Source organism: Aureimonas sp. CAS (genome assembly GCF_059838215.1).
The window spans coordinates 1028979-1054724 of record NZ_CM187563.1 but is presented as its reverse complement, the minus strand read 5'-3'; the positions used below and the strand labels follow the sequence as shown (position 1 = coordinate 1054724).

The following is a 25746-nucleotide window of genomic DNA, read 5'->3' as shown; positions in this document are numbered from 1 at the left end:
ACGACATGACGCTGCCGACCATTCTGAAGGATCGCCTTCGCCTGCCGATGATCGCGGCGCCGCTCTTCATCATCTCCCACCCTCCGCTGGTCGCGGCCCAGTGCAAGGCCGGCATCGTCGGCTCCTTCCCGGCCCTGAACGCGCGCCCCGCCGAGCAGTTGGACGACTGGCTGAGCGAGTTGACGGAGACGCTCACGGCGCACGACCGCGAGCACCCGGAGCGGCCTTCCGCGCCCTTCGCCGTCAACCAGATCGTCCACAAGTCGAACACGCGGCTGGAGCAGGACCTCGCCGTCTGCGTGAAGCACAAGGTGCCGATCGTCATCACCTCGCTCGGCGCGGTGCCGGAGGTGAACGAGGCGGTCCACTCCTATGGCGGCATCGTGCTCCACGACGTCATCCACGACCGCTTCGCCAAAAGCGCCATCCGCAAGGGCGCGGACGGGCTGATCGCGGTCGCGGCCGGCGCTGGCGGGCATGCCGGCACGCTCTCGCCCTTCGCGCTGATCTCCGAGATCCGCGAATGGTTCGACGGCCCGCTCTTCCTGTCGGGCGCGATCGGCACCGGCGCCGGCATCCTCGCCGCGCAGGCGATGGGCGCGGACGGCGCCTATGTCGGCTCGGCCTTCATCGCCACCGACGAGGCCCGCGCGAGCGAGGACTACAAGCGGGGAATCGTCGAGGGCTCGGCCGCCGACATCGTCTACTCCAACCTCTTCACCGGCATTCACGGCAATTATCTGCGCGCTTCGATCGAGAAGGCCGGGCTCGACCCGGACCATCTGCCGAGCGCCGACCCGTCCAAGATGGATTTCGGCAAGCGCGAATCGTCGGACGGCCATCAGGCCAAGGCCTGGAAGGACATCTGGGGCTCCGGACAGGGAATCGGCGCGGTGAAGTCGGTCGGCCCGACCGCCGATCTGGTCGATCGGCTGAAGCGCGAATACGACGCGGCGCGAGCCCGGCTTCTCGGCTGAAGGAGCGGATCGCCCGCTCCGTCGATTGCAGCTTGAACGCGCGCCGGTTTGGCGCTATCAGAGCCGCGTTCCCGGCGCTTCGCCGCCGGGCGGGCCGCTTTAGCTCAGTTGGTAGAGCAACGCATTCGTAATGCGTAGGTCGCGTGTTCGAGTCACGCAAGCGGCACCACTTTCCAGCCTCCCCGACATGACATTTCAGAGCGGCCGATCGAGACCGTCCCAGAACCGTCTCGCCGCCGCGCTCGCGCCCGAGGCGAGGTAAAGGCGGATGTCGATTGCGATGTCCTCGCGCTCTCCGGCCACGCGCACGAGCCTCCCGCTCGAAAGATCGCCCGACACGAGCGTCATGGGCAGCCATGCCGTGCCCTCCCCGTCCATGGCGAGGGAGCGCAGCGCGGCGGCCAGATGCGAGGTGAAGCGCGCGGTGCGCGGTGCGCGTCCGATCGCGACCGGCTCGCAGGCCGCGAGGATGCGGCCGAGCGCGGAGGACGGCTCGTAGCTTAAGTGCGGCGTCGGCGCCCCCTCCGTCCCCGGCCATGGCAGACCCGGCGAGCGGACGCAGACGAGGCGATCGCGGCCGATCGTGCGATGCGGCAGCTGCGCGTCGAACGGATCGGACGCCGCCTCGTGCCAGTGGCAGACGAGGAAGTCCGCCTCGCCCCGCGTCACCATCTCCTCGCAGAGCGCCATGTTCGCCGCGCTGATCTGGACGAGGCCGAGATCGAAGCGGCCGGCGGACCGGATCCAGTCCGGGAAAAAGGTGAAGGACAGGGTCTGCGTGGCGGCAAAGCGCAGGATTCCCGTCGCGTTCTCGCCCGCCTCCCGTGTGCGGGCGCGAAGAGCGTTCGCCTGTGCCAGAAGGTCGGGCGCGCCTCGCGCGAAGACCTCGCCCGCCGCCGTCAGCATCGCGCCCTGCGATCCGCGTTCGAAGAGCCGCGCGCCCGCCCAGTGCTCCAGCGCGCGCACGCGGCGGCTGAAGGCGGGCTGCGTCACGTTCCGCGTCCGCGCCGCCCTGGAGAAGCTGCGCTCCTTCTGAAGCGCGACGAAGTCCTGAAGCCAGGCGAGTTCCATTCGTCCCATGCCCGATGCGCATGGCGCCAGGCCCCGACGGCATTGGCGCGAGCACCCAGCTTAGGCGTATTGCGGGACGTCCGCCACATGAGGCCATGCCAGATGCGTATCACCGACATCCGAGAGAAGACCGTCTCGATCGCCTCGCCGATCGCCAACGCCTATATCGACTTCTCCAAGATGACCTGCTCCGTCGTCGCCGTCGTCACCGACGTCGTGCGGGACGGCAAGCCGGTCGTCGGCTACGGCTTCAACTCCAACGGCCGCTACGGACAGGGCGCGCTGATGCGCGACCGCTTCCTCGCCCGCGTGCTCGAGGCCGATCCCGCGACGCTGGTCGACGAGGCGAACGACAATCTCGACCCCTTCGCCATCTGGCGCACGCTGATGACGAACGAGAAGCCGGGCGGGCACGGCGAGCGCTCGGTCGCCGTCGGCACGATCGACATGGCGGTGTGGGACGCCGTCGCCAAAATCGCGGGCGTGCCGCTGTGGAGGCTCCTCGCGGACCGCTATCGCGGGGGCGTGGCGGACGAAAAGGTCTGGGTCTATGCGGCGGGCGGCTACTACTATCCGGGCAAGGACGACGAGAAGCTGAAGGCCGAGATGCGGTCCTATCTCGACCGCGGCTACGACGTGGTGAAGATGAAGATCGGCGCCGTTCCGCTGGAGGAGGATCTCCGCCGCATCGAATCGGTGCTCTCGGTCGTCGGCGAGGGCCGGCGCCTCGCCGTGGACGCCAACGGCCGCTTCGATTCGGCGACGGCGGTCGCCTACGCCAAAGCGCTGAAGCCCTACGGCCTCTTCTGGTACGAGGAGGCGGGCGATCCGCTCGACTACGCGATCCAGGCCGAGCTCGCCGAGCATTACGAGGGTGCGATGGCGACGGGCGAGAACCTCTTCAGCCATCAGGACGCGCGGAACCTGCTGCGCTACGGCGGGATGCGGCCGGACCGCGACTTTCTCCAGTTCGACTGCGCGCTCTCCTACGGCCTCGTGGAATATCTGCGCACGCTGGCGGTGATGGAAGAGATGGGCTGGTCGAGCCGGCGCGTCGTGCCCCATGGTGGGCACCAGATGTCGCTGAACATCGCCGCCGGCCTGCATCTGGGCGGCAACGAATCCTATCCGGACGTCTTCCAGCCCTTCGGCGGCTTCGCGGACGGGATCGCCGTGGAGAACTCGCTCGTCGCCCTGCCGCAGATTCCGGGCGTCGGCTTCGAGGCGAAATCGGCGCTTTACGCCGTCATGCGCGAACTCGCCTGAGCGAAGAGGGGAGAGCCCGATGGAAGACGATACGCCGGAGACGTCGGACGGCTTCGTCCCGATGGAGGACGACGGCTTCATCGCCCTCGTCGGCCCGCTCTATGCCGGCCCCATGGCCGGGGGGACGGGGCGCTTCCGGTTCAAGGCGCAGGACAAGCACCGGAACCTGCGTGGCGTCGTCCAGGGCGGAATGCTGATGACCTTCGCGGACCGCGCGATGGGGATGACGGCGCGCCAGGGCGACCGGCGCATGCGCAGCGCCACCGTCCAGCTGGACGTTCACTTCGTCGACGCGGTGCGGATCGGGGACCTCGTCGAGATCGAGTGCCGGGTCCTGCGGCGAACCCGGTCGCTCATCTTCATGGACGGCGCGATGACCGTCGGCGGGCGGCTGGTGGCGACCGCCCGCGGCACCTGGAAGCTGCTGAGGCCCCTGCCCGAGGACGGACAGGAGCCATAGGTCAGCGCCGGACCATCAATGCCGGACGCGGTTGCCGCGAACGGCCCGCGCGATGGCGATCAGGATGCAGGCGCCGATGAAACCGGCGATGAGATAGCCGATCCAGCCGCCGAACTGGATGCCGAGCAGGCCGAACAGGAAGCTGGCGACCGACGCGCCGACGATGCCGAGAATGATGTTCAGCAGGACGCCCGTATCGCTCTTCATGAACATCGTGGCGAGCCAGCCGGCCAGGCCGCCGATGATGATCGCCGCAATCCAACCCGTTTCCATTTCCAACTCCTTCAGACCGGGACACGATCGCCCGCTGAAAGGGGAAGTTGCCCGCCATCGCGAGACGTCAAGACCAGCGGGGAGCCTCCCTTCGTCCCTTTCGAACGGCGGACGTCGGCTCCCGGCTTCGCCCGTCGCTGCGAGCGCCCGGGAACGCGCGGTGAACGCTTTTTCAGAAGGGCGGGGGACCCCGCCCTTCTCAATGCCGACGCCGCCTCTTGCGCAAAGCGAAGCGCGCCAGTAGGTAGGCGCGCATCGGGGCCTCGTGGCGGAGTGGTTACGCAGAGGACTGCAAAGCCGCCGATCCTTCTTCAAAAACCGACCCTATTCTGAAAACGGTATGAAAACTCGCCGAGTTCGGCGCGTTCTCGACCGTTGTAAACGCTCGCCTTTTCAGCATTTTCAGAATGACGCAGTCACGCTGCTGCGCGTCCAGCAGTGCCCGGATACGCGACCTCGGTCATGTTGCTGAAATGTCTGTCGCCGTCATTCTGGAACGAAAGCGGAGCCATCCGTGAAGCGCGCAGAAACTTAACATTATCGAAATGAGAGCGTTTGACATTGTGCCTCGACCGGACTGCCCCTCATCTGTACGGTCGTCGCTCTTCCTGCCCTGGGGCTCCGAAGCGTGACGTGCGCTACGCCAGGGGGCACGGAGCGGCGAAGCGGTAATGGGCAATGGTGGATGGGACGTTATGGCCAAAGCTAGCAAAGCACAGGCTCCCGAGCCAAAAGCTAATTCGTTTTTCGATATCAAAGACCTTCTGCTCGACATTCAGAACCCTCGATTTGGCTCATCGTTCGGATCGTCAGTAGATCAGTCCGAGGCCTTAGACTTCATAGTCGAGCGGTTCGGTGTCGATGACGTTTTGAGCTCTATTGCTGTCAATGGATATTTTGACGCAGAGCCGCTAGTCTGCAGATCCCACCCGTCTGAACCAGGGAAAGCAATCGTTGCGGAGGGAAATCGCCGTCTCGCCGCATGCTTAATCCTTGCCTCCGACCCCCGCGCTAAGCGTCATAAGAAACGTAGCGCTGACTTTTCTGCGATTTGGTCACGACACGGGAAAAAGTCGTTCAATCCTGTTCCGGTAATCTTATTCCCCTCAGGACAGTCGAAGTCCCTACTTTCGTACTTGGGGGTACGCCATATCGCAGCATCACAACCGTGGGATTCATATGCTAAAGCCGCATGGGTCGCTAAAGTAGTACAAGAGGAAGATCTTTCGATTACTGACGTATCTCAGATGATCGGCGATCAACACCGCACTATTGCTCGTCTTCTGGAGGGGTTCAACTTCATGCGGCAAACGATCAACGCAGGCCAATTCCACCCAACAGACAGCGTTCGACGCGGGCGGGGAAGCGTGACCGAGTACCCTTTTTCTTGGGTTTATACAATCTTGGGCTACACCACAGTGAGAAGCTTTCTCGACTTGGGCGATGACCCTAGGAACAAAGACCCAGTTCCGAAGAAGAACCTGCCAAAAGCAGGTGTACTAGTCAAATCGATGTTCGGCGATCGCGCCAAGGGGCGAAACTCAGCGATTACTGATTCTCGACAGCTTGGCGACTTAGCCTCTATCTTCTCGGATCCAGATAAGGTCACGCTCCTGGAAAGCGGAAAATCCGTCGTGGAGATTGAGCGCTCTTCCCTGCCAATTGGAGACAGGCTTCGAAAAGGACTGAATGCTGCGCGTGAGATACAAGCTGACCTCATAAAAGGCATGTCCGAAAATACCGTTTCGGACGAGACGGCAGAATCTGTTCTTGAGTCGGCACTGCGGAATCGCCGAAGCGCTATCGAAGTACATACCCGCCTCCGTAACATAGCTCACGGTGACTCTGATGAGCTTAACTAACCCATACGTTGAGAGGCATATGGATCAACGGGCATCAGCGAACGCTGATCAAGCCGAGTTCTCAGCTATTATTCGAGAATCGGCGGTCGTTGACGCAGGAACATTTGACGAGAGAATAGCCGGGGAACTTCAGGATCACGACCCAGACGTAGAGCTCGGTGAGCTAACCCTTTGGAACGCTGACGATCTCATCACGGAGAGCCTAGTAGGTGACGTTCAAGAGGAAATTGAACGACGCCACGAATTTCTAGGCGATGCGTACCCTTTCGTAATTGACAATAACAATTTGACTTACCGACCAAGCCAAACCGGTTATTACGAATTCTGTTTAGCGATTACTCAATCTCAATCGATTACCGAAGGGGAATTTGTTCAACTCCCTCGTCAGTTTGAACGTACAGCCGCAAATTTGGTTAGGCAGTACCTTGGATGGGAAAGCTACGCGGTCCATACTGGATGGCCCCGCGATGAAGAAGTTGGCTCTCGTTTCAAGCAAGCCATGGCAGTTCTCAACGCACAATCAGGGGAGTGGATTTGGTCACCTGAAGCCGATCTACCCGACGATCCATCGACTACGCACGTAAAAGACGAAGGTGTCGACTTCGTTGTCTGGAAGCGCGCCCTCGACCGACGGTCTGGTCATCTTTTCTTACTGTGTCAGTGCGCGTGCGGAAATGATTGGCCAACCAAACTCGACGAGCTCTCATCCGCACGATTCTTGAAGTGGTTTAATCCTGGTTCAAAAATTCCTTTTGTACGATCTTTCGCCACTCCGTTCGTACTGTCGGACGGCAACACCAGCGAAGCTCATCGCCGAGCAGGCCTCGTCTTCGACCGAATCCGCTTGACTCTAATCGCAGAAGGTCATGCGGCCGTTGAGCCGATTGTGACCTTTCCAACCCTGATAAACCCGCTCGCTGGCCTTGTTCTGCGACCGGTCTGAGCGACGACGCGCGAGGGTGGCCGTCCCTACAAAGGTCTGCTAAAAGCGTTTCCTCGAATTGATTGCGAGCGGACCTCAAATGCCTACAGCTGTTTCGCTTTTTACAGGATGTGGCGGCAGTGATGCCGGACTGCTCCAAGCGGGTTTTGATGTCGTCATGGCGAACGACGTGATCGCCTACGCGCGGGACGTCTACCGAGCAAACCTTCCCGAGACGGATTACATTCTTCGAAATATTGAGGACGTGAAGATCTTTCCAAAGGTCGACCTACTCGCCGGCTGCTACCCCTGCCAGGGGTTCAGCGTAGGTGGCGTTCGTGACTCTAGCAGGAAGATAAACTATCTTTACAGAGAGTTTGACCGAGCACTCCGCGAAATAAAGCCGAAGGCCTTTATTGTCGAAAACGTGTCCGGGATGACGCGCTCTAATAACCGGCACTTAGCTAGAAACCAGCTTACGAGGTTTCGACTTGCGGGTTACAGGGTAGAATGTGCCGTCCTAAATGCTTTAGATTTTGGCGTACCGCAAGAGCGATCGAGAATGTTCTTCGTCGGCATTCGTTCAGATCTAGGCGTGAAATACGCATTTCCAGCTCCGACACATCGGAGCAGAACCTGTACGGTGAACCTCGACGCGCCGGCATGTCCTACGATCAGAGATGCGATCGGTGATTTACCGCTGTGGCCAGATGATGAATGTGACGTGCAGCCGTTTCATTGGTATTACATGTCGCGTGATCGCTGGCGGTCATGGGACGATGTCAGCAAGACTATCGTCGCTAACAGTCGCCATGTTCCGCTTCATCCCGTGAGCCCAAAGCCTATCAAGGTCGGTGTTGACGAATGGCGCTTTGCGACCGATGCGCCTGCTCGACGGCTATCATACAGAGAGGCTGCCCGCTTACAGGGCTTCAATCGAACGATGAATTTTCCCGATACGTTCGGCATCAAATTGAAGTACAAAGTTGTCGGCAACGCTGTTCCGCCTCCTCTATTTAATGCGGTGGCATCCGCTCTTCCCGATATTTGGTAAGCAGAACAAGTCGGAAGTATGGGTGTCAGAAACTATAGAGCGGTGACCCTTATTCTCGATTCGTCTCGCATATCCAAAGCTTCTGGTAGGCCTGCCGGGCCCACCATACGCCTTTGGCACAACGCGCTTGCGACCACGTTAGCCAAGAGCGTTAGCCATCAAGGTTAGCCAGTCGAGATCCCGCCTCTGGCGAAGCCCGTAATCCATGCTAGACGCCAGCAGATGGCCAGACGCTCCCGGCGCCGACGCGCACCTCGCAATCGATCCTTCAAGCAGTGGGCCGGCATCGTCGCTATCGTGGCAGTGGCTGCGGTCGTCGGCGGGCCGGAGCTTGCGACGCGCGTCTACGATGCGATCGACGGCGCCCTGCCCGGCCAGACGCAGACGACACCGACGCAGACCAGCGGCGGGATGCTTCGCGGCCAAGTCACTCGCGTGGCCGATGGCGATACGTTCACGATCGGCAACCAGCGGGTCCGCATCTGCGGCATCAACAGCCCGGAGCGCGGCGAGCGCGGCTATGCAGAGGCCGGCGCCAACCTCGAGCGGATGACGGCGGGCCAAAGCGTCGAATGTCGCCAGGTCGGAAATGGGACGCCATGCGATGGCCGGTCCTCTCCGGCCTCCTATGACCGGATCGTCGCTCAGTGCTTCGTCGGCGGCCGGGACATCGCGGCGGAGCAGGTGCGCGCCGGCCATGCTGTGGATTGGACGCGCTATTCGGGCGGCTACTACGCCCGTTAAAGCCGATCCTCGCGCCAGACCGGGACGTGACGCACCCTGACGAGCCGCCGGATCAGCGTTCCGGTTCGCTCAAGCTCGGCCAGCCGGCGCTTGCCGACGTCGAGATAGTCCACCTTCTCGCAGACCTCGCATTTCAGACGGCCCCGGAGCTTGTCGAGCTCGACATCGCCCAGGACCACCGCGAGGTCGCACGGGTCGTAGAACCGCTGTGCCCCACGGCAGAAGTTGCAGCGCATCCAGACCACGAGCCCGAGGTCATGGCACTCGGAGAGGTGCAGACCTCGATTTCCACGCGGCGGGCTCATATGGAACGGATAGAGAACACAGCCGACGATTCGCAACCGGCAGGACGCCATGTCGCACGACCAGAAGGATGTAGACCGTTACCTTGTAACACGTGACGCTGGTGAGTTTCGGGAGGAGGACAGCGCACATGGACAGGTACGTTTCGCTCACGCTCATAGCGGCTCTGGCAGGGACCTTGGAGAAGAAGGACCCCGAGGTGGCGAAGGCATTGAAAGAGCTTTGCCAGCGGTTCGCGATCAAGGCTCCAGTGCAGTAGCAGAGTTCCGCTTCCGCTGGCGTCGGCGAGGGAACTGGGGCACCGAAGCCTACGACGCGTGGATAGGAGAGTTCCGGGTCGGCCAGATCACGCCGGTGCAGACGCACGGGTCCGGCCTGTCCTATTGGACCTGGAGGATCTTTCTGGCGCCAATTGCCGGACCGGGGTCAGCGGGCGAAGCTTCGTCGCCGCGCAACGCAGCCCGCGCGCTGGAAGCGGCCTTTCCCGCCTTCGTCCAGTCGGCGCCTCGCTTCGCCATGCAGACCGAGCGGGAGGTGATCTTCCGAGCCGCCCTGCAGCTGCCGCACACGGTCGAGCTTGACCACGCTCTGGCCGCTGCCCGAGGTGAGCATGTTCGTCCGGTCTCGGTCACCGACGCGGCCGGGTGGGATCGATGGCTTAAGGAGGAGCGCCGGCTGGGGAACCGGCAGTGGGTCAGCCCGGAGGACATGCGCGAGTGGTTCGGCGATGCGTGGCAGGACCCACGAGCGGCGAAGGAGGAGACGAACGTCCCGGTTCGCGCGCTACAAGCTCTGAGCGCTCCGCGCTTCGCGGGCAAACCGATGGCAACCTACGATCGGCGCTTAACTCGACCTTGAATTATCAGTAGTAGAATCTGTGAATGAGATCGGATCAGTAGGCGCTCCGCGAACATGGCAACCGAGGTCGATCGCCTCCTATCCGGCCGGACACGGGACATCCGTCTCGGACCCGACCTGGACGATCGCTTCCGACGGAGGATTTGGGCATCGGCCGCCTCGGTTATCCGCTCTTGGATGGCATGGATGGCCGGCCTCAGCGTCGTCACTCGACTGCTCAACATTGCAATGATTGAGCCTGCCGACTGGCGTCCGATGATCGTTCCGACGCTAGCGATTTTGGCTGGATCGATTGCCGTCTTGCTGTTCTGGCGAAACCAAAATTCCGAGGCCGTGAGCGGCGTCGTTCTGCTGTCCGGGATGTTCACGATCCTGCTTGCCGTGTCCCTGGTTGGCGTGAACGCGGGGGACGAGTTCTACGACCGCCACCTACACGTCATGCTGCTCGTTGCGCTGACTGCCGTCATCATGTTCGCGGTGCCGCTTTCATGGACCGTCGCGATCGCGTCAATGGCCCTTGGGATCTACCTCTTCTTCCAGCTTCGCAATCCTGGCTTGTCGCCAACGAGCGCCTTGGCCGGAATCGCCTACATCGCGTGCGGGTTCGGCGCGACCATCGCCGCTCGGCGAACGATGACCCTCGTCGCACAAAAGCACTTCCTACTGGAGCTACAGCGCGAAGCGCATGTCGAGGAGCTGGCGGCTGCGAACGAACGGCTTTTGCATCTTGCTCGGAACGACCCCCTCACCGGCGTCGCGAACCGTCGGCAGATGACCGAAACCCTCGCCACCTGCTGGTCGAGTAGGGACGGGATCGATGGCACCGCGATCCTCATGTGCGACATCGACGACTTCAAGAAGCTGAACGACAAGCTCGGCCATGCCGAAGGCGATCGCTGCTTGATCGAAGTCGCGCGGATCATCCACGACAATCTCAGGCGCGACGGCTCCCAGGTCGCTCGGTACGGAGGCGAAGAGTTCTTGGTTCTTTTGCCCCGGATCGGAGAGCAGAGCGCCCTTCTGGTTGCCGAGCGAATTCGCGGAGCTGTGGAGGACGCGGGCTTGCCAAACCCGGACTCTACTGTCGGCCCGCACGTTACGATCAGCGTCGGTGTCGCGATCTTGCGTGATGAGGTGCAGCGCACCGAGGCTGAACAGCTACAGCGAATGGCAGACGCGGCCCTTTACGCTGCGAAGCGCGCAGGGAGAAATCAGGTCTCGTTACATCAAGCTGATCTCACGACGCTGAGTTGAGATGCCGGAGAACGGTCTAGCCTTCTCCATCCCGCTTCTCGCCGCGCGCGACGATCGTCAAGACGCTGTTCGGCAAGGGCCGCTGCAGCGTCTTGGCCTCGCTCCAGTCGGCGCGCATCCAGACGTCGAGCTCGTCCGGCTGCGTGAGGATCACCGGCATCGCCTTTGGATGGATCGGACCGACGACATCGTTCGGCTCGGTCGTCAGGAAGCCGTAGGCATCGACCGTGACCTCGCCCTCGGCCTTCTTCCGCACGCTGGTCCAGGTCGTCCAGATGCCGGCGAAGAAGGCGAGCGGCCTTGCCTCGTCGAAGGCGAACCAAGCCGGCACCTTCTTCCCGTCCGGCAGCGTCTCGTACTCACTGAACGAGGTGAACGGTACGAGACAGCGGTTGGCGGGTCCTAGCCAGCGGCGCCAGTGCGGCGAGGTCGTGTTGCGGATGTTCGTAACGCCGGGATCCGTTGTCCGGCCCTTCAACGCGAAGACAGGCGAAGGCATGCCCCAGCGCGCCAGGACGAGTTCGCGACCGTCGGCGCCGTTCCTGACGATCGGCGCCGGCATATCAGGGAAAATGCCGGGCATCGGCGGCAGGTTGCCGGTCCGATCGATCATGGCGCGGGTCGCTTCGAGGATGGCCGCTTGGCCCTTCGTATGGGAGTAGAGGTTGCACATGAGGGCAGCCTACTCCCCGTCCGCCAATTCGATCCAGACTGGCGCGTGATCGCTTGCGCCCTCTTCCCCGCGAACGTCGCAATCAACGCCGCCGGCCACGAGGCGCGGAGCGATCTGCGGGCTAAGGAGAAGGTGATCGAGCCGTAGCCCTTTGCCCTGCGGCCAGCGTTGACGCTTGTAGTCCCAGAACGAGAACATCGGCTCGGTCGGGTGAAGCGTGCGGATCGCGTCCGTCCATCCCGCATTGATCAAGGCGCGGAATGCCGACCGCGGCTCCGGTTGCGTCAGGGCGTCATCGTCCCAGGACTTCGTCGGGTAGATGTCGAGATCGGTCGGCACGACGTTGTAATCGCCAGCGAGGACGACAGGCACGTTTGCTTCCATCAGCTCACGAGCGTGGCGGACGAGCCGATCAAACCAGGCGAGCTTGTAGTCGAACTTCGGGCCGGGTCGCGGATTGCCATTCGGCAGGTAGATCGAGGCGACGAGGACGCCGTGATAGGCTGCCTCGATGTATCGGCTCTGCGTGTCGCCGTCATCGCCGGGGAGTTCGTCGCGCGTCAGAATCGGAGCCCTGCCGCGCCCAAGGATCGCCACCCCGTTCCACTGCCGCTGGCCCTTCCAGACGGCCTCGTAGCCTGCATTCGATAGAGCTTCTTGCGGAAAGGCGTCCTGCGCTGCCTTCAGCTCCTGAAGGCAGACGACATCCGGCTCGGCTGCCTCAAGCCACGCCAAAAGGTTCGGCAGCCGACGGTTCACGTTGTTGATGTTGAACGTCGCGATCTTCAAGGCGGCTCTCGCTTTGTCGGCTATGGTAGCGCCGAAACGTCCGGAGACCACGAATGCCCGCAAAGACCCTCTACATCGTCCAGCAGTTCGACCGCGTCGGGAAGAAGCTCGTTGCCGGTCGCCAGATGGAGCAGCCCTCAGCGGATGCCGCTGCTGCCCGCGCCGAGCGGGATGCGACTAGGTGTGCGGGCGTCGTCGCGATCCAGCAGACGATCGACACCGAGACGGGCGAGGTGCTGGAGGATCCGGCGGTGCTGGCGAAGTTCGGTGAGCTGCCGGCAGGGATGTTCGGGGAGGAATGAGGCTGCTTTCAGCCCATGGCAGTTTATCGCGAGTTTGACATCCGTTCCGAAAGCCGACGTATTCTTTAGCATGGGCAGTGACGTTGGGATCCGGGAGCGTAGATGAGCAAAATTCAGGCCGTGGGCCGTTTCAGGATCAAGCCCGGCAAGACAGATGAATTCAAACGGCTGTCCGAGAACTGCATGCGCCTCGCGCGTGAAAAAGACCCAGGAACGATCCGCTACGACATCTTCCTGAACGACGATGAGACGGAAGCTGTGGTCTACGAGGAGTACGAGAGTCCCGAGGCCCACATCGCCCATTTCGAGAACATGGGCGACAACGCAGCCGCGATCTTCGCAATCGTGGAGATGGAGGGGGAGTTATGGGGGAACCCTAGCCCCGAACTCCGCGCTGGTGTCGAAGCGCATGGCGTGAAAGTCTACACGCCCTTCATGCGGCTGACGGACTGATCCTTCAATCCCGGATAAGAATGTCAGCTTTCCCCCGTTCGATGCAGGATGCGGACCGTCTCTTTCCCGACGGCCCGGACGCTACCCGCCGTGCTTCATCGGCAGCAGCCACCCCGGCCTTGCCGTGATCTCGAACCCAATCGGCGGCGCCTGGACCTCGATCGGCCAGCCGAACGCCTGTTGTATCACGTTGCAGGCGTAGCGGAGCGTGACCTGATAGGTGGCCGGCCCGACCGCAGCGCTGGCCGGGATCGTGATCTCCCGCTCGTACCGCTCCCGTCCCAGATCGTTCGGGAAGCCGACGGTATATGTGGGGATGGTGTGTCGGGTGCCGGCACTATCGACGAGGATCCGGCGCACCGTCATGTCGCAGCGCCGGTCGCGCACCACCTCGAACTCGACCTTGATCGTGCCACCCTGGACGACGGTCGGCTCCTTCGCCCGCGCCAGCTCGTAGGTGATCGGCGGATGATCATCGACGATCATGGCCGCGAGATTGAAGGATCCGAAGGCCGCCAGCCCGAAGCCGACGATTCCGAACATGCGCCAAAGGACGGGGATCATTTTGGGAGCCCTCCTTGCGTGTAGCGCCAGAAGTCGACGGCGCGCTCGTAGAGCAGTAGCGTAGCCATGAAGATCGCGATGGCGGTCAGGACGATCCAGCGCGTCCACTTCCCGAAGGCGCGCAGCTCGCGCACCAGCCTGAAGCCGTCGCGAACATCGTCGGCTGGCAGCTTCACGATCTCCTTCAAGGTAGCGAGTTCGTCCGGCCGAAGGTCGCCGAGGAAGTCGCGGACGGCAGGAGCGAGCTCGGCCATCCGGTTCGGGGTCTGGTCTGGCATGGCGATCACCTTCGGCCGGGCCTGTCAGTTGCCGATCGGCTTCTTCGCGGCCCACCGCCCGTAGAGGGTGAAGCCGAGGCCGAAGAGCTGGCCGCCTGCCGCCAGCGCGGAGACGATCTCCTGCGTCTGGCCTTCGTCGAGGAGCGTGCCGGTGATCGGCCGCAGCATCGTGCAGATCAGAGCCACAAGGACGCCCCACGTCACGCGGCTCTGATACCAGGGCTCCGCGTTCGTCAGATGCTCCAGCTGCGGCGCCAGCTCGTTCGCCACGCTCTCGGCGACGGGGCCAACGGCCGAGCGCTCGATCGCGATGTTCGGCGAGGCGGCGGCGGTCTGCGCGCCGGCAACGGCGGCCGCGAGCACGGCCTTGCGGATAGCGTTGTTCATGGTCGTTCTCCTCAGTCCAGGGCGATGAAGTTGAGAGCGGCGAAGCCGGGATGGCCGTTCGGCGTGATGACCTCGGCCCAGCCTCGATCGTGATCGATGATCGTCAGCGGCGTGCCGGCGGGCATGCCACCGATGATCTCGCCGTCCGGCTTCCGTCGCAGGCGCAGCCAGGACGCGGTTACGACGCCGCGCAGCGCCATGGGCGGGATGGCCCCGACCGGCGCCGAAATCGGCTCCTGGATCGGCCGCTCCGGCCGCTTGCCGGCGAGGACAGCGCGGACTTCGTTGCGCAGCCGGTCGCCGACGACCTCGGCGCCGAAGACGGACGGCTCGAAGGCTAGGCGCGCGATGTCCCATTTGCCGCGCTGCGCGATGCCGAGCGCCTTCTGCACCTCCGCATGGGTCAGCACGGTCACCGGTGACACGTCGATGTCATAGGTCCGGCAAAGTTCAGCGATGACGCGAACGCCCGCCTCCCACTGCTCGCGGTTGATCGGATGGCCACCCGGCCGCCAGGGGCTCTCCTGCGCGCCGGCCATGCCTGCAAGCGAGACGCCGATCGCGTCGGTGTTGGCACGCAGCGTGTGAGCCGCGTAGTTGCCCCGGATCGGGCTCGCGTTGGCCGAGATGGGGAGATCGCCGCGCACGAGGTTCGTGTCGCCCTCGACGATCAGGTGATAGTGCTTGCGGTCGAGCGAAGAGGCGACGGACGCGCCGCCGGTCCAGTGCAGATGGACGCGCTTCATCCGCGCGGCGGGCAGCCACGATTTGGGGATCATCGGTTTTCTCCGGACATGAAAAAGGCGCCTCGCGGGCGCCGTGGTCGGTCAGTGATGGTCGGTTCGGATCAGGCCGCGCTTGTGGACGGAGGCGCCAGGAGTTCGGCCTTGCGCGCGGGCGTCGTTCCGATCGAGTCGAGGTGCTTTACGAGCAGCTCCCACATCGCCGTGCGCTCTTCGAAGACGGCGGCGGCCGCCCAGCCGCGATAGACGCGGGCCGTCTCGCCGGCCCGAACGCTGGCGTCGAGGTCGTCGTATTCGTCGTCCGTCATCCGGTCGAAGAACAGCGCCTCGGCCGAGATGACAATGGGAGGAGCTGGCGGGGGCGGGTCAGCATCTTCGATCGAGCCTTCCCACGCCAACACCGCCGCCCAAACTGCCGGGGCGTTGCCCCACGTGTCATCAGGGCTCGATGTGAACGGGATCCAACCGAACTCTGGATGGTTCAGTTCGAGGTCTACGCCCCCGAAGGCGTTATGCTTGAGGTTTCGGATTTCGGGAGGGCTCACCACCGATGACGGGCTCTCCTCGACGGGATCGACCACCTCGGTCGGATTGCTGGTCTCGGACATCAAGCGATCCTCATGTAGATCGTGGTTGAGTTGGGGGCGTCTCCTCCGAGGCTGGAGCCCATAGCTCGCCACGTGCCGGAGGGGACGAAGCCCTCGAAGGTTCCGGCGACGCTCGCGTAGCGGAGGCTTGCACCAGCGGCGCTGATCCCTGCGTTGACCAACGCGTTGTTGACGTGCCGCATCAGCGCGTAAGTCCCCACAATGCCGGTCCCGAGTTGCACGTTACCCGCCGAGACGATGCCAGGAGCATCAACGGCGTGGTCATGCCCGTCCGCCCGGACCGTGTTTGTGGTGGTGGCCGTCAAAGTTCCCGGCGAAGCGAGAGCAAGTGCGCGATCCGTCGAAAGAGCGCCGCCCCCCGTCAGACCGTTGCCGGCTGTGATTGCCCGGGTGTCGGGGACCCTTGTGTTCAGCTCGCTCCGGATCTGGATTGGAAGCGTGTTGGCGATCGGGCTCGTGAGTTGCGTATAGCCCGACAGGTTCGTGACGACCTCCGTCGTCCAGCCCTTGCTGAACTCCAGGAGATTCGCGCGTGACTGCTGCGAGAACATCGCCGAGACGGAGAGGTTGATGTAGGCCCACTGCGTGCCGACGTCGCCGAGGATCAGCGCCATGCGGCCGTCCGGCGTGAGCGCGAAGCGAACGTCGATATCCTGCGTCCCGAGCATCAGCTTGCGCAGGCTGCTGAAGGCTCCGCTCGTCCGATAGGCCGTCGCATTGATCGTGAAGACGTGGTCGCCGCTCCAGTTGTGGCCCTCCACGATGAGGCGCGCCATGACGGTCGAGAGGGTCGAAGGCGCCTTGAAGACGATCGCCCCGTTCGCCCCGTTCGCAGAGCCGTTGCGGAAGCCCGCGAGCTGCGCCGCAAAGACGCCTGCGTCGCTGATCGAACCAGCGCTCGGCGTCGAAACAAGCGAAGCACCCTGCGAAAGGACCGCGCCGTCCTTTCGCAGCATGTTGTCGCGCGTGTTCTCGACGGAGGCTTGCGCCAGCTGCGCCGCCGTGGCCGAGGCGGCCGCCTTCATCGCGTAGTGGAAGGCGGAGAACAGCCCGCCCGAGACGACCTGATCCTCGCCCCGTGACGCCCAGGCCTGCGCGAGCGCTCGGGCCGAGTTCGTCGCCGTGAGATTGGTGGCGACGGCCGTCGCGGCGTCCTTCACCTCCTGCGAGGTCGCAGCCATGTAGGCGGCGACCGAGGCGCTGTCGTTCAGCGAAGCAGGGAAGTTGACCCGGTGGCCGCCGATCGCCATGCCGAGAGGATTCGTCTGCGCGTCGTAGCGCGCGCCGTTGTAGCCGGCGAGACGGTTGACCGCAGCCGTGGGAAAGTCCGCCATCAGCGAAGCTCCTTGAGTTCGAAGGCCATTGAGTTCGCCGAGCCGCCGTTCATCCACGTCGTCTGCTCGAGCGGCGACGGCTGGCGAAGGCGGCCCATGAAGTTGCGGCGGATGCCGTTCGCCATATCGGTGGGGTCCTGGATGACCATGATCTCTGAATGGACGCCGCCGCGCCGGACGATCTCGAGGAAGGTCCCGTAGGCCTCGTCATCGGCCATGTATTGAAGCACGCACCGGAAGACGCGCACGCCCTCGCGAACGTCGAAGAACTCGGCGCCGCTGAGCGAGGTCTCGACGACCGTCCCGAATTCGTATCCGAGGCTCGCGCCCCAGGCGTAGTTGATCCGGGCCTGTGCGGCCGAGCCGATGAAGACGCGGCCCGCTTCCACATAGCCGCTTGGATTGTCCGGATCCTCGATCGTGACGCGCCAGTACCGCGCGACAACCTCGCCCGGCAGGACCTGCTGCGACACGGCGGTGAACCCTTCGATCTGCTCGCTTGTATAGGTCCCGAGCCAGTAGTTGTCGGACTCCCATTCGAGCTGCGCGATGTTCCAGGCCGCGTTCGCAGCCGAGCCCCAAGCGTCGAACGTCTCGTCGTAGACCGTCGTCGCGAAGTCCGGCGCGTCGGCCGCCTCCAGCCGAATTCGAGCGGTGACGCTGAGATTGTGCGCCACGAGCGCGAACAGCCGGATCGGCTGCGGCTGGCCCATGTCGAGCGTGAACGTCGCCTGCGACAGCGCCAGCCCGGTCGAGCGGGCAACACGGCTGAACAGCCGGTTCTTCAGGTTCGCGAGCGGCAGCGTCTCCACCCACGAGCCGCCCGTGATGGAGCACTGGTCGATCCGGTTCGGAAAGCCCAGCATGATGTTGTGCGCGTTCATCGGCTATCCGTAGAGGTCGAGGACGATCTTGCCGGTCGCAAGCGTGACCTCCTCGCCGATGACGACGAAGGTCTTGCCGGCGCCGAGGCCGAAGCGGTCGATGGCGAGGGTCCGCGTGTCGCCAAGCGTGACGCCGGACGCTTCCTCGGCCTTCATCGGCACGCGGTAGCGGTCGCGGCGCTGGCCGTAGATCGCCAGCCGGCGGGTCGCCTCGGCCTGCGCGTCGGCAAGGAAGGCGAAGGCCGTGTCGAAGGTCAGATCCTTTGCGAGCAGATGGACCGTCCGCACCGCAGCGTTCTCCGCCACCGCGTTGCGATACTCCTCTACGGCGAACGCCCGCACCGCCGGCGTCGAGTTCGTGGCATTGAGCGTGGCCTTCGTCTGGACCGTCCAGTTCCGAGCGTAGCGCACCGTCACCTTGGCGGATGGGACGCCCTTGCCATCGTCGCCGGTCGCGAGGCGCGCCAGCCCGTCGCCGCCGTCGAGGATCACGACCTCGTCGAGGATCGGGGCGGCTGGGTCGAAGCTCGGGGCATCAAGACGGCGCACTCGGAACCGGCCCAGCGCGTCCGGCGAGATCCACGCGCCGACGCTGCCGAGGAGCGCGGAGAGGACGGACGCGACGTCCGCCTTCTCCGTGCCAGTCCACCACCCGACCTCGGCTGGGTTGGCCGCATGAAGCGCGGTGAAGTCCGAGGCGAGGAAGTCGGTGCCGGCGACGAACCCGGCGAACTCTAGAACGCGGCGCGCTGTCATGGCAGCCGAGCGCTGGCCGTTCGCACCCTCGCGCACGTCCACCGTCAGATCGCCCGCCGGCTCGCGCTGCGTGCGGATGAGACCAGCGGCAAGACAGGTCGCATAGCGGCCGGTCGGGATCGTCGCAGCGCGCAATGCCGTGAGGGTCGGGTAGTCGACGTCAGCGGTCAGCGCCACGCCATTGTCGCGGACCGCATCGACCGCGCTCAAGGGCCGGCTGGACACCTGCCAGATCAGCGAGAACCGGTTCGCGAGGACCGGCGAGACGTTGAAAAGCCGCCCCCAGGCGAGCGGCTTCGGCTTGTCCTTCAGGTCGTCTTCGCCCTCGGCCTCGTTCAGCCCGCCGGAGATCGTCGTGCCCGCGTAGTCCTTCGGCTGCAGCGGCTCGGAGAACTCGGCCGAGCGGTCACGGAGGCGGATCGAGACCTTGCGCCATTCGAGCTCGATCTGATCCATCGTGCCCGTCAGGACGACTTTGCGCGCGGACCACGGCGAACGGGGATCGGGAAGCGACAGGATCGTCAGCCGGCGCCCGTCCACTGCGAAGCTCGCCATGCGGTCGAGCCCGCCATCGGCGTTCACGAGCTCGATCAGCCCGTAGCCGATCGACGACGGGCCGGACGTCCGCCCTTGCTCGAAGACCGATCGCTGGTAGTTGCCAGGATCGGCGATACGGCTCTCGAAGTGGACGTTCGCCGGAACGTCCGTCGGCCGGGTCGTGTAGCCGTGCGTCGCGAAGCGCTCGACGACGGGAGCCGAAGCCACCGTGTCGAACGCTTCCATCTCGATCAGGTAGATCATGCAGCCGCCCTCTGGCGCTTGGCTTCCATGGCCCGCTCCTGCGCGACGCGTGTGCCGCGCTCGACGGCGCCCACGGTCTCGACGGCGCCGAGGCCGACGGCTTGGCGGACGCGATCCAGCCCCGCTTCCAACCGTCGCACTGCGGCCACCAGCTCGCGGTTGTCCTGACCTCGGATCGATGGTGCCGATGGCATCGCAATCCGAGGCATGCGCAGTTCAGGCAGGCGATGCTCGCGATTGATGAAGTCGAGTACCGGTCGCGTTTCTGGTGTGACGCCGCGCGCGGTGGTGACGAACTCGCCACCGGCCAGCATCACGGCTCCACCGTCACGGTGGCGGGCGAAGACGCTATCGACGTCCCAAATGCCGTTCGCGACGACGCCGCCGGCCTGGTGGCCGAGCCCGCTGAAACCACGACCGATCTCGCCGCCGAGGCGGCGCGTGTCGTAGTTGAACTGCGGGCCGGTCGTGCCGGCGTTCGGGTCGCGCATCAGCCCGTGGAGGATGTTCCAACGGTATGCGTCCGCTGGCGCCATCCCTTCGGGGATGAAGATGTGAGCCCCGTTGTGGGCGCCGTAGGCACCCGTCACGGTCTCCAAGCGCCCGCTGTTGTAGATCTGAACGCTCGGCTTCGGCGCTGCTGTCACAGGGGGCAGAGCCGGAGCAGGGTTGCCCGTCACCGGACCGGGCGCCTGGTAACTCGGGATGGCTGCCTGCGGGTTCAGTGCCTGGACATAGGCCTGCAACGCCTGCCCCTGCGCCAGATCGCGAGCCGCCTGCGCTGCGTCCATCGCCGCCAGCGCCTGCGGGATCGTCAAGACGCTCTCGTTCAACGACAGGAGCGCGCCGTACTGCGACTTGGCGAGGTCGAGTTCGGCAACGGCCTTCGCCTCGGTCGACTTCAACGTGCCGTCGACCTCGCGGAAGATCGCGTAGTAGGCCTCGCTCGTCGTGTAGAAGGCCTTCGCCTCGTCGAGGTAGGATCGCGACAGGCCGATCAGTTCGCCTTGCGCCTCCGCGTCCCCGGCCGCCGCCTTCTCCGCGACCGTGCGGAACTGCTTCTGGGCTTCGAGCAGCCGCTCTTCCGGTCCGAGGGTCGAGAGGTTGCGGTCGAGCTTGATGTCGTCGCGGAACGAGGCGAGCTGATCGGCGAACTGACGGACACGCTGGTAGGCGGTCCGCAGGTCGTTCTCTGCGTCGGCGAGCGAGCGCTCGATCTTCGCGGACGCATCGCCGAGGACGTTGGCGAGATCAGGGAACGCAGCCACCAGCGGCGCGATCTCCTTGTCGAGGAGCCCGGCCTGATCGAGGATGTTGCGCGCCTGGACGCCGAACCACCGGTCGATCAGCGCCGGGTCGGCGCCAAGCGAGGTCGCGTCCGCCCGCATCGTCTCGCGGCGCTCCATGAGCGCCCGCAGCTGCGGCAGGTAGCCGAGTCCCATGCCCTCCGCTGTCTCGTCCGCGATCCCGCGCACGAACTCGTCGCGAAGCCGCTGAATGCCACGGCCGAGGTGATCGGAGATCGCCCGGCCCGCATCCTCGGCCGACATGCCGAGCTTCTGGAGCTCGGCGGACAGCTGCGACGCCGTGCCCGTCAGTGCGTCGAGCTTCGTCCAGATCTCGGTGACTTCCTCGGCGCCCGACAGTGCGCGCAGGAGCTGCTCACGGCCTGCCGCCGTGGCCGCCTGCACCTCGGCCGAGCCGGCGCCGGCAGCCGCCGTGAGGTCGGCCAGGTAGTTGCGGATCGACAGGCTCTGCTCGCGCACCGCCGACACCGACTTGGCGAACTCGGGCTCAAGACCGCGGCCTGCGAGCATCGACTGAACGACGCTGCCTGCCGTCAGCCGGAGCTGGTCGTAGAGCCGCTCCATGTAGTCATCGAGGTTCGCCTGCATCGACGTCAGGCGGTCGATCTCCGCTTGGTTCTTCGCCGTTGCAGCGAGCGTCTGGTACTGCTTCAGCTGGCTCTCGATCCGGGCCTTCTCCTTCGTCAGAGTGCCCGAGGCGCGATCGAGAAGCGTGTCCTGCAGTTCGAGGATGGCCGGCAGCTGCTGGTCGAGCTGTTGCTGCGCCTGGAGGCGCTGCTGCCGCTCCTGCTCCTCACGCTGCCGGCGTTCCTCCTTCTTGCGGCGAGAGCGGCCGAAGATGCCGCCAAGAAGTCCGCCCGCGACGCCCGCGGCAATCCCGACCGGCCCGAGCCCCATCCCGATCGCGCCGAGACCACCGGACAGGCCGCCCGAGATCGGCGAGCCCGACGACATGCCTGCGCCGAAAGCCGAGAAGGCGTTCATCCCGCCCATGCCGAGCGGCGACTGCATGAACTGTTGCGCGCGACCGAGCATGCCGAGCTGAGCGTTGCCTTGCCCCGGGGTCGGGCCGAAGCCGCCCCATCCGCCAGCCATCGCCTGCGACGCCGCGCCGGACATGGATGGCCCGGACGCGACGATCCCGGCCTGCCCGGTCGCCATGGCGCGCTGCGCGTCGATGACGCCGCCAGCGACCGCGGTGCGGAAGGATCGAACCTCGCTCGCGGCGAAGGTGCGCGTGTTCGCAGCGTTCGACTGATTGCCGCCGAAGACGCGGACGTTGCCGCGATCGTCGAAGCCGTCGAAGAACCCGACATGGCCCGACGCGCCCCGCGCCTGCGGACGCAACACGACGATGTCGCCTGGCTTGGGAGCGTTCGTTCCCTGTCCCCAGCCCATGAAGGACGAGGCGAGATTCGACCCGGTGCCCCGCTGGCCGCTCTCGACGAGGGCCGCGTTCGCAAAGGCCGCGCACCAGGCGGTGTCGCGGGCCGACAGGTTTTGCCACGTGCCGGACGCCTGCATGAACGAGTCCAACACGCGGCTGTCGGCGCGCTCGTTCAATCCATCGAACTGCTTGGCAACATCCATCGCCGACTGCGAGGACTGGCGCAGGTTGTCGTTCAGCGCCGTGACGGCACCCACGCTGATGCCGGCAGGCGAGTTCTGGTTCGCCGCAAGGGGAACGCCGATCGGCGCGACCGTGCGCTGGCCCGGCGCCGGGAAGCCGGACGTATAACCGACCGACCCGCCCGTGATCATGTCGAGAAGGCGCTCCTTGCCGAGGTCGGCGAACTGGCGGCTGATATCGCCGAGGCCCTTCAGGATGCGATCGAAGAACGAGTCCGAGGAGGTGTCGGTGAAGATGTCGAGGAAGGTCGAGGCGACGTTCTCGACGAGCTCGCGCTGCTTCTCCAACGCCGCGTTCTGTTCGTCCATCTGGACGCGCACCGCCGCCATGACCTGCGCGTTCCGGACGTAAGCCTGCCCCCACGCCTCGGTCACCGAAATGTTCTGACGGCGAAGCTCCGCCTCGGCCTGAAGGCCGGCCATCGCAACCTTGCGCGCGCCCTCGCTGACGCCGATCAGCTCGATTTCGGAAGCGAGCTGCCGAATGGCCTCCCCCTGCCCCCGATCAAGGTTCATGCGCGCGAGCTGATCGGTCAGCCCGCCGACCGACGCGGCGGCGGTATCGATTGCCGCGAGCGTCTCGGCCGGGATCGCCTTCAATCCTGCCTCGCGGGCGATGTCCCATGCTCGGGCGAACTCACGCGCTCGCAGCTCGGCCGCCGCTGTTGCGCCGGCAGTCGCGTCGAACATGTCGATCTGGCGCTGCAACGCGTCGGTGTTCTGTTCGAGCGTCCGGATCTGCGAAGCGAAGGCTTTGTTGGCACGCTCCATTCCGTTCGAGATGGTCTCGCCGACGGCCCGCGCCGAGCCCGCCGTATCAGCAAGCGTATCGCTCAACAGGGCGGCCGACTCTGCCGTCTCTACAACGACCTCGTCGAGGGTAACGTGGAAACCGGTCGCGTCACCCACTGCCGAGCCGACCCCGTTGATCAGCTCGACGAAGCGTTGCTGCTCGGCGGCGAAGGTCTCCGCGAACCCGTTCCCGAGAATGCCCTCGCGCAGGGCATGGCCCATCGCGGGCACGGTCGCCATCGTCCGAACGACGTTCTGGACGCCTGTCGAGACAATTTCGTGCAGCTGCCGCATCGCGTCTTCCCATCCTTCAGGAAGAAGACGAGCCGCTTCGCTCGATGCGGAAGGGATCAGGTCCAGCCATCCGACCACGTCGTCGACGAAATCGTTGATGGACGACGACATATCGCCGAACCAGTCGCGGATGGCTCCGACCTCGGCTTGAAGAGCGCCGTAGGTGCCGAGGACATCGTCGGCAAGCGAGCGGAACGTTGCGATGCTCATCGCGACGTCGTTCCCCATCGCCGATGCGAGGTGGCGGTTTTCGTCCAGCCAGACGCTGATCCGAACCAGCTGATCCGCAAGGTTCGACGAAGCCCCACCCGTCTGATCCGCCGCCCCGACGAACTGGAGAAGCGAATTGCGAATGCGGATCATGCCATCGGAGATCGTCGCACTCATCGCGTCAGCCTCGAGGCGAGTGGCCTCGAGCTGGCTCGATACACCGACGAGCTTGTCCGCGGTCAGCGTCCCCGACGTCGCCATCGCACGAAGGCCGTTCGTGTTCGTGTTCAGGCTCGCCGCAAGAGCTTCGGCAAGACGAGGGGAATTGCTGAGAATGGTGTTTAGGCCATCCAACCGAAGCACGCCCGTTGCCATCGCGTTTGACCAAGCCCGCTGAACGCTCTCAGCGCGCTGGCCGCGAGTCGCATTGATGACGAGGCTGTTGTTCAACGTCTCCATCAGATCGAGCTGCCGCGACGTGGAGATGCCAAGCTCATCCAGTGCGAGCTTTTGGCTCAGCCAGCTTTCGGTCGTCTGGGTGAGCGGCGAGTAGGTCCGCGCAGACATCTCCCCGAGCCGTTCCAGCGTCGCCCTTCCGGCCTCCAGACTGCCGGTCGCGTTCGCCACGCGTGATTGGAGATCCGACCACTCATCCGCCATGCCTCCGATCGCGCGAACCGTCGCAAATGTCGCGTACGCACCCACGAGGCTGACGACCGCAGTTCGCAGATGGGTCACGGCCTGCTGGACAACCCCGATCCGCTGTGGACCCCGATCGAGGGATGCGGAGAATTCAGCGAAGCCGCGGCGGGCGCGCGCATTGGCTGCGGTCAGTTCGTCCTGGCTGATGAGGCCCTTTCGAGCCATATCGGCGTAGTCGGCCTGATCCTTGGCAAGCTTCGCATAGGCTGCTCCGAGAGGGTTCAGATCGGCGCGGAGCTTGGCGGCACTTTCCGCGAGCATGCGGTCGGCTCGCGCGATCTCTTCCGCCGCCGCGGCCTGCTTCCGCGCCTCTTCCTCGAAGACGGAAGCGCTCGCCTTCGCTGATCCCGAGGCCAGCGGCCGGATGCCGAGGGCGTTGCCGAAAGCGGATTGGTTCTGATCGGCCACGAAGCGAGCGTTCGCCTCGGCCTGAGCTTGTCGGGCGTTCTGCAGAAAAGCGGACTGTGCGTCGGTGGCGCGCCGTGCGGCCTGCGCAGTCTCATCGTACTTGAGGACGATCCCCTCCAGGGCGGCTTCATAACCGCCATGGATCGCGATACCGGCGCGCTCCAGACGCGCCAGCTCGTCGATCTCCGCCGACATCCGCTGTGTCGCGGCGTAGGTGGGGTCCAGCTTGGCGCGCAGCGCTTCGATCTCCGCGCCATAGCGCGCCGTCTCGCGCGCAAGCGCCTCTTGGCCTCGCGCGGCCTCCGCGTCGGCCCTCTGCTGCGCCAGCGACGTGCGAAGGATCGAGTTCGCCGCCTCGCGCTGCGCCGCGCTGACCTGTTCGCTTTTCCCCAGAAGCGCCGACAGGCCGGACGTCGAAACGTCCATGTCCAGGCGAGGCGCGACGACGCGTTGCAGCTCACGCTGGATGCGCTGGACGGACTGCGCATAGTCCTCCGCGCTCAGCTGGCCAGCCTTCATGCCAGCGTTCACCGCGCGCATCGAGGATTCGTAGCGGTTCCAAGCTGAAGGTGCGCCGGCCAGGCGCTTATTGACGCTTTCGACCGAGCGCTCGATGCCTTCGATCGACTTCGCCACCGTCTGCGACGTTTTGACGTTCTCGCTCTGGGCTTGCGAGACGTCCTTCAGAGCGGAGCCAAGGCCTCGAACGGCAGCCTCGGTCTTGGCGACGCCGCGCTCTTCCGCTTCGAATACTGCGCGGACGACCGTTTCGGTCATGAGACCCCCAG

The 25746-nt window shown here is 64.7% G+C and carries 25 protein-coding genes and 1 tRNA gene; 12 read left to right on the top strand and 14 right to left on the bottom strand.

Translation table 11 applies throughout. The features are described from left to right. The first annotated feature begins 5 nt into the window (after positions 1 to 5). Together AC6R2M_RS05125 and AC6R2M_RS05120 are read left to right on the top strand one after the other, a co-directional pair. The gene (locus AC6R2M_RS05125; protein ID WP_500486128.1) at positions 6 to 977 is read left to right on the top strand and encodes an NAD(P)H-dependent flavin oxidoreductase; all 972 of its coding nucleotides are present in this window, start codon (positions 6 to 8) and stop codon (positions 975 to 977) included. Between the two features lie 93 nt (positions 978 to 1070). After that, positions 1071 to 1146 (top strand) — tRNA-Thr (locus AC6R2M_RS05120). 26 nt (positions 1147 to 1172) lie between these two features. Here the strand turns inward: AC6R2M_RS05120 and AC6R2M_RS05115 are convergent. Beyond that, positions 1173 to 2048 (bottom strand): LysR family transcriptional regulator, encoded by an 876-nt coding sequence (locus AC6R2M_RS05115; RefSeq protein ID WP_500486126.1) that lies wholly within the window; start codon positions 2046 to 2048, stop codon positions 1173 to 1175. Positions 2049 to 2150: 102 nt separating this feature from the next. Between AC6R2M_RS05115 and AC6R2M_RS05110 the strand changes: the two genes are divergently transcribed. Together AC6R2M_RS05110 and AC6R2M_RS05105 are read left to right on the top strand one after the other, a co-directional pair. Further along, positions 2151 to 3314, top strand: a complete 1164-nt coding sequence (locus AC6R2M_RS05110; RefSeq protein ID WP_500486124.1) for a mandelate racemase/muconate lactonizing enzyme family protein — start codon at positions 2151 to 2153, stop codon at positions 3312 to 3314. Between the two features lie 19 nt (positions 3315 to 3333). After that, entirely contained in the window at positions 3334 to 3774 is a 441-nt protein-coding gene (locus tag AC6R2M_RS05105; RefSeq protein ID WP_500486122.1) for a PaaI family thioesterase, read from the top strand. Positions 3775 to 3789: 15 nt separating this feature from the next. Here AC6R2M_RS05105 and AC6R2M_RS05100 read toward each other — a convergent pair whose 3' ends face one another. Continuing rightward, complete coding sequence (locus tag AC6R2M_RS05100; protein WP_500486120.1) at positions 3790 to 4047, bottom strand: GlsB/YeaQ/YmgE family stress response membrane protein; 258 nt, start codon at positions 4045 to 4047, stop codon at positions 3790 to 3792. A gap of 695 nt (positions 4048 to 4742) precedes the next feature. Between AC6R2M_RS05100 and AC6R2M_RS05095 the strand changes: the two genes are divergently transcribed. The 4 genes from AC6R2M_RS05095 (at position 4743) to AC6R2M_RS05080 (ending at position 8629) form a co-directional block, all read left to right on the top strand. Continuing rightward, entirely contained in the window at positions 4743 to 5909 is a 1167-nt protein-coding gene (locus tag AC6R2M_RS05095; protein WP_500486118.1) for a ParB N-terminal domain-containing protein, read from the top strand. Between the two features lie 19 nt (positions 5910 to 5928). After that, entirely contained in the window at positions 5929 to 6852 is a 924-nt protein-coding gene (locus AC6R2M_RS05090; protein ID WP_500486116.1) for a hypothetical protein, read from the top strand. Positions 6853 to 6931: 79 nt separating this feature from the next. Then, positions 6932 to 7885 (top strand): DNA cytosine methyltransferase, encoded by a 954-nt coding sequence (locus AC6R2M_RS05085; RefSeq protein ID WP_500486114.1) that lies wholly within the window; start codon positions 6932 to 6934, stop codon positions 7883 to 7885. A 222-nt stretch (positions 7886 to 8107) separates the two neighbouring features. Continuing rightward, positions 8108 to 8629 carry a thermonuclease family protein gene (locus AC6R2M_RS05080; RefSeq protein ID WP_500486112.1) on the top strand — a complete coding sequence of 174 codons (522 nt, stop codon included), beginning with the start codon at positions 8108 to 8110 and terminating at the stop codon, positions 8627 to 8629. Here the strand turns inward: AC6R2M_RS05080 and AC6R2M_RS05075 are convergent. Beyond that, entirely contained in the window at positions 8626 to 8874 is a 249-nt protein-coding gene (locus AC6R2M_RS05075) for a hypothetical protein (RefSeq protein WP_500486110.1), read from the bottom strand. The genes AC6R2M_RS05080 and AC6R2M_RS05075 overlap by 4 nt on opposite strands. Positions 8875 to 8983: 109 nt before the next feature. Between AC6R2M_RS05075 and AC6R2M_RS05070 the strand changes: the two genes are divergently transcribed. Both AC6R2M_RS05070 and AC6R2M_RS05065 read left to right on the top strand, forming a co-directional pair. Then, positions 8984 to 9790, top strand: a complete 807-nt coding sequence (locus AC6R2M_RS05070; protein WP_500486108.1) for a hypothetical protein — start codon at positions 8984 to 8986, stop codon at positions 9788 to 9790. 186 nt (positions 9791 to 9976) lie between these two features. Next, positions 9977 to 11044 (top strand): GGDEF domain-containing protein, encoded by a 1068-nt coding sequence (locus AC6R2M_RS05065; protein WP_500486106.1) that lies wholly within the window; start codon positions 9977 to 9979, stop codon positions 11042 to 11044. A gap of 16 nt (positions 11045 to 11060) precedes the next feature. On the opposite strand, the gene AC6R2M_RS05060 is transcribed toward AC6R2M_RS05065, so the two are convergent. Together AC6R2M_RS05060 and AC6R2M_RS05055 are read right to left on the bottom strand one after the other, a co-directional pair. Further along, positions 11061 to 11717, bottom strand: coding sequence for an SOS response-associated peptidase (locus AC6R2M_RS05060; RefSeq protein WP_500486104.1), 657 nt, complete (start codon positions 11715 to 11717; stop codon positions 11061 to 11063). 9 nt (positions 11718 to 11726) lie between these two features. After that, on the bottom strand, positions 11727 to 12506 hold the full coding sequence (locus AC6R2M_RS05055) for an exodeoxyribonuclease III (protein ID WP_500486102.1): 780 nt from the start codon (positions 12504 to 12506) through the stop codon (positions 11727 to 11729). A gap of 53 nt (positions 12507 to 12559) precedes the next feature. Here AC6R2M_RS05055 and AC6R2M_RS05050 point away from each other — a divergent pair, with 53 nt between their 5' ends. Continuing rightward, positions 12560 to 12808, top strand: a complete 249-nt coding sequence (locus tag AC6R2M_RS05050) for a hypothetical protein (protein WP_500486100.1) — start codon at positions 12560 to 12562, stop codon at positions 12806 to 12808. Between the two features lie 102 nt (positions 12809 to 12910). Beyond that, the gene (locus tag AC6R2M_RS05045; protein ID WP_500486098.1) at positions 12911 to 13261 is read left to right on the top strand and encodes a putative quinol monooxygenase; all 351 of its coding nucleotides are present in this window, start codon (positions 12911 to 12913) and stop codon (positions 13259 to 13261) included. A gap of 81 nt (positions 13262 to 13342) precedes the next feature. Here AC6R2M_RS05045 and AC6R2M_RS05040 read toward each other — a convergent pair whose 3' ends face one another. From AC6R2M_RS05040 to AC6R2M_RS05000, 9 genes are all read right to left on the bottom strand, one after another. Next, positions 13343 to 13825 (bottom strand): hypothetical protein, encoded by a 483-nt coding sequence (locus AC6R2M_RS05040; protein ID WP_500486097.1) that lies wholly within the window; start codon positions 13823 to 13825, stop codon positions 13343 to 13345. After that, positions 13822 to 14103: a hypothetical protein gene (locus tag AC6R2M_RS05035; RefSeq protein ID WP_500486095.1), complete on the bottom strand. Its 282-nt coding sequence runs from the start codon at positions 14101 to 14103 to the stop codon at positions 13822 to 13824. Before AC6R2M_RS05035 ends, AC6R2M_RS05040 begins: the two co-directional genes overlap by 4 nt. A gap of 24 nt (positions 14104 to 14127) precedes the next feature. After that, positions 14128 to 14490 (bottom strand): hypothetical protein, encoded by a 363-nt coding sequence (locus tag AC6R2M_RS05030; protein ID WP_500486093.1) that lies wholly within the window; start codon positions 14488 to 14490, stop codon positions 14128 to 14130. A gap of 11 nt (positions 14491 to 14501) precedes the next feature. Further along, positions 14502 to 15269, bottom strand: a complete 768-nt coding sequence (locus AC6R2M_RS05025; protein ID WP_500486091.1) for an N-acetylmuramoyl-L-alanine amidase — start codon at positions 15267 to 15269, stop codon at positions 14502 to 14504. A 68-nt stretch (positions 15270 to 15337) separates the two neighbouring features. Continuing rightward, a complete protein-coding gene (locus tag AC6R2M_RS05020; RefSeq protein ID WP_500486089.1) occupies positions 15338 to 15814 on the bottom strand; it encodes a hypothetical protein in 477 nt (158 codons plus the stop codon). A 26-nt stretch (positions 15815 to 15840) separates the two neighbouring features. Further along, positions 15841 to 17175: a hypothetical protein gene (locus AC6R2M_RS05015; RefSeq protein ID WP_500486087.1), complete on the bottom strand. Its 1335-nt coding sequence runs from the start codon at positions 17173 to 17175 to the stop codon at positions 15841 to 15843. Continuing rightward, complete coding sequence (locus AC6R2M_RS05010; protein WP_500486085.1) at positions 17175 to 18059, bottom strand: hypothetical protein; 885 nt, start codon at positions 18057 to 18059, stop codon at positions 17175 to 17177. The genes AC6R2M_RS05015 and AC6R2M_RS05010 overlap by 1 nt, the downstream gene beginning before the upstream one ends. 3 nt (positions 18060 to 18062) lie before the next feature. After that, positions 18063 to 19616: a hypothetical protein gene (locus tag AC6R2M_RS05005; protein WP_500486084.1), complete on the bottom strand. Its 1554-nt coding sequence runs from the start codon at positions 19614 to 19616 to the stop codon at positions 18063 to 18065. Beyond that, complete coding sequence (locus AC6R2M_RS05000; RefSeq protein ID WP_500486082.1) at positions 19613 to 25735, bottom strand: TIGR02594 family protein; 6123 nt, start codon at positions 25733 to 25735, stop codon at positions 19613 to 19615. The genes AC6R2M_RS05005 and AC6R2M_RS05000 overlap by 4 nt, the downstream gene beginning before the upstream one ends. Positions 25736 to 25746: the final 11 nt, after the last annotated feature.

What these genes read in the sequence shown, in the direction of transcription:
- AC6R2M_RS05050 (WP_500486100.1), top strand. Translation starts at nt 12,560, where the DNA reads ATGCCCGCAAAGACCCTCTACATCGTCCAGCAGTTCGACCGCGTCGGG.
- AC6R2M_RS05065 (WP_500486106.1), top strand. Translation starts at nt 9,977, where the DNA reads ATGGCCGGCCTCAGCGTCGTCACTCGACTGCTCAACATTGCAATGATT.
- AC6R2M_RS05105 (WP_500486122.1), top strand. Translation starts at nt 3,334, where the DNA reads ATGGAAGACGATACGCCGGAGACGTCGGACGGCTTCGTCCCGATGGAG.
- AC6R2M_RS05010 (WP_500486085.1), bottom strand. Translation starts at nt 18,059, where the DNA reads ATGAACGCGCACAACATCATGCTGGGCTTTCCGAACCGGATCGACCAG.
- AC6R2M_RS05035 (WP_500486095.1), bottom strand. Translation starts at nt 14,103, where the DNA reads ATGCCAGACCAGACCCCGAACCGGATGGCCGAGCTCGCTCCTGCCGTC.
- AC6R2M_RS05085 (WP_500486114.1), top strand. Translation starts at nt 6,932, where the DNA reads ATGCCTACAGCTGTTTCGCTTTTTACAGGATGTGGCGGCAGTGATGCC.
- AC6R2M_RS05005 (WP_500486084.1), bottom strand. Translation starts at nt 19,616, where the DNA reads ATGATCTACCTGATCGAGATGGAAGCGTTCGACACGGTGGCTTCGGCT.
- AC6R2M_RS05070 (WP_500486108.1), top strand. Translation starts at nt 8,984, where the DNA reads ATGTCGCACGACCAGAAGGATGTAGACCGTTACCTTGTAACACGTGAC.
- AC6R2M_RS05040 (WP_500486097.1), bottom strand. Translation starts at nt 13,825, where the DNA reads ATGATCCCCGTCCTTTGGCGCATGTTCGGAATCGTCGGCTTCGGGCTG.
- AC6R2M_RS05125 (WP_500486128.1), top strand. Translation starts at nt 6, where the DNA reads ATGACGCTGCCGACCATTCTGAAGGATCGCCTTCGCCTGCCGATGATC.
- AC6R2M_RS05030 (WP_500486093.1), bottom strand. Translation starts at nt 14,490, where the DNA reads ATGAACAACGCTATCCGCAAGGCCGTGCTCGCGGCCGCCGTTGCCGGC.
- AC6R2M_RS05095 (WP_500486118.1), top strand. Translation starts at nt 4,743, where the DNA reads ATGGCCAAAGCTAGCAAAGCACAGGCTCCCGAGCCAAAAGCTAATTCG.
- AC6R2M_RS05110 (WP_500486124.1), top strand. Translation starts at nt 2,151, where the DNA reads ATGCGTATCACCGACATCCGAGAGAAGACCGTCTCGATCGCCTCGCCG.
- AC6R2M_RS05015 (WP_500486087.1), bottom strand. Translation starts at nt 17,175, where the DNA reads ATGGCGGACTTTCCCACGGCTGCGGTCAACCGTCTCGCCGGCTACAAC.
- AC6R2M_RS05090 (WP_500486116.1), top strand. Translation starts at nt 5,929, where the DNA reads ATGGATCAACGGGCATCAGCGAACGCTGATCAAGCCGAGTTCTCAGCT.
- AC6R2M_RS05060 (WP_500486104.1), bottom strand. Translation starts at nt 11,717, where the DNA reads ATGTGCAACCTCTACTCCCATACGAAGGGCCAAGCGGCCATCCTCGAA.
- AC6R2M_RS05000 (WP_500486082.1), bottom strand. Translation starts at nt 25,735, where the DNA reads ATGACCGAAACGGTCGTCCGCGCAGTATTCGAAGCGGAAGAGCGCGGC.
- AC6R2M_RS05115 (WP_500486126.1), bottom strand. Translation starts at nt 2,048, where the DNA reads ATGGAACTCGCCTGGCTTCAGGACTTCGTCGCGCTTCAGAAGGAGCGC.
- AC6R2M_RS05080 (WP_500486112.1), top strand. Translation starts at nt 8,108, where the DNA reads ATGGCCAGACGCTCCCGGCGCCGACGCGCACCTCGCAATCGATCCTTC.
- AC6R2M_RS05045 (WP_500486098.1), top strand. Translation starts at nt 12,911, where the DNA reads ATGAGCAAAATTCAGGCCGTGGGCCGTTTCAGGATCAAGCCCGGCAAG.
- AC6R2M_RS05100 (WP_500486120.1), bottom strand. Translation starts at nt 4,047, where the DNA reads ATGGAAACGGGTTGGATTGCGGCGATCATCATCGGCGGCCTGGCCGGC.
- AC6R2M_RS05025 (WP_500486091.1), bottom strand. Translation starts at nt 15,269, where the DNA reads ATGATCCCCAAATCGTGGCTGCCCGCCGCGCGGATGAAGCGCGTCCAT.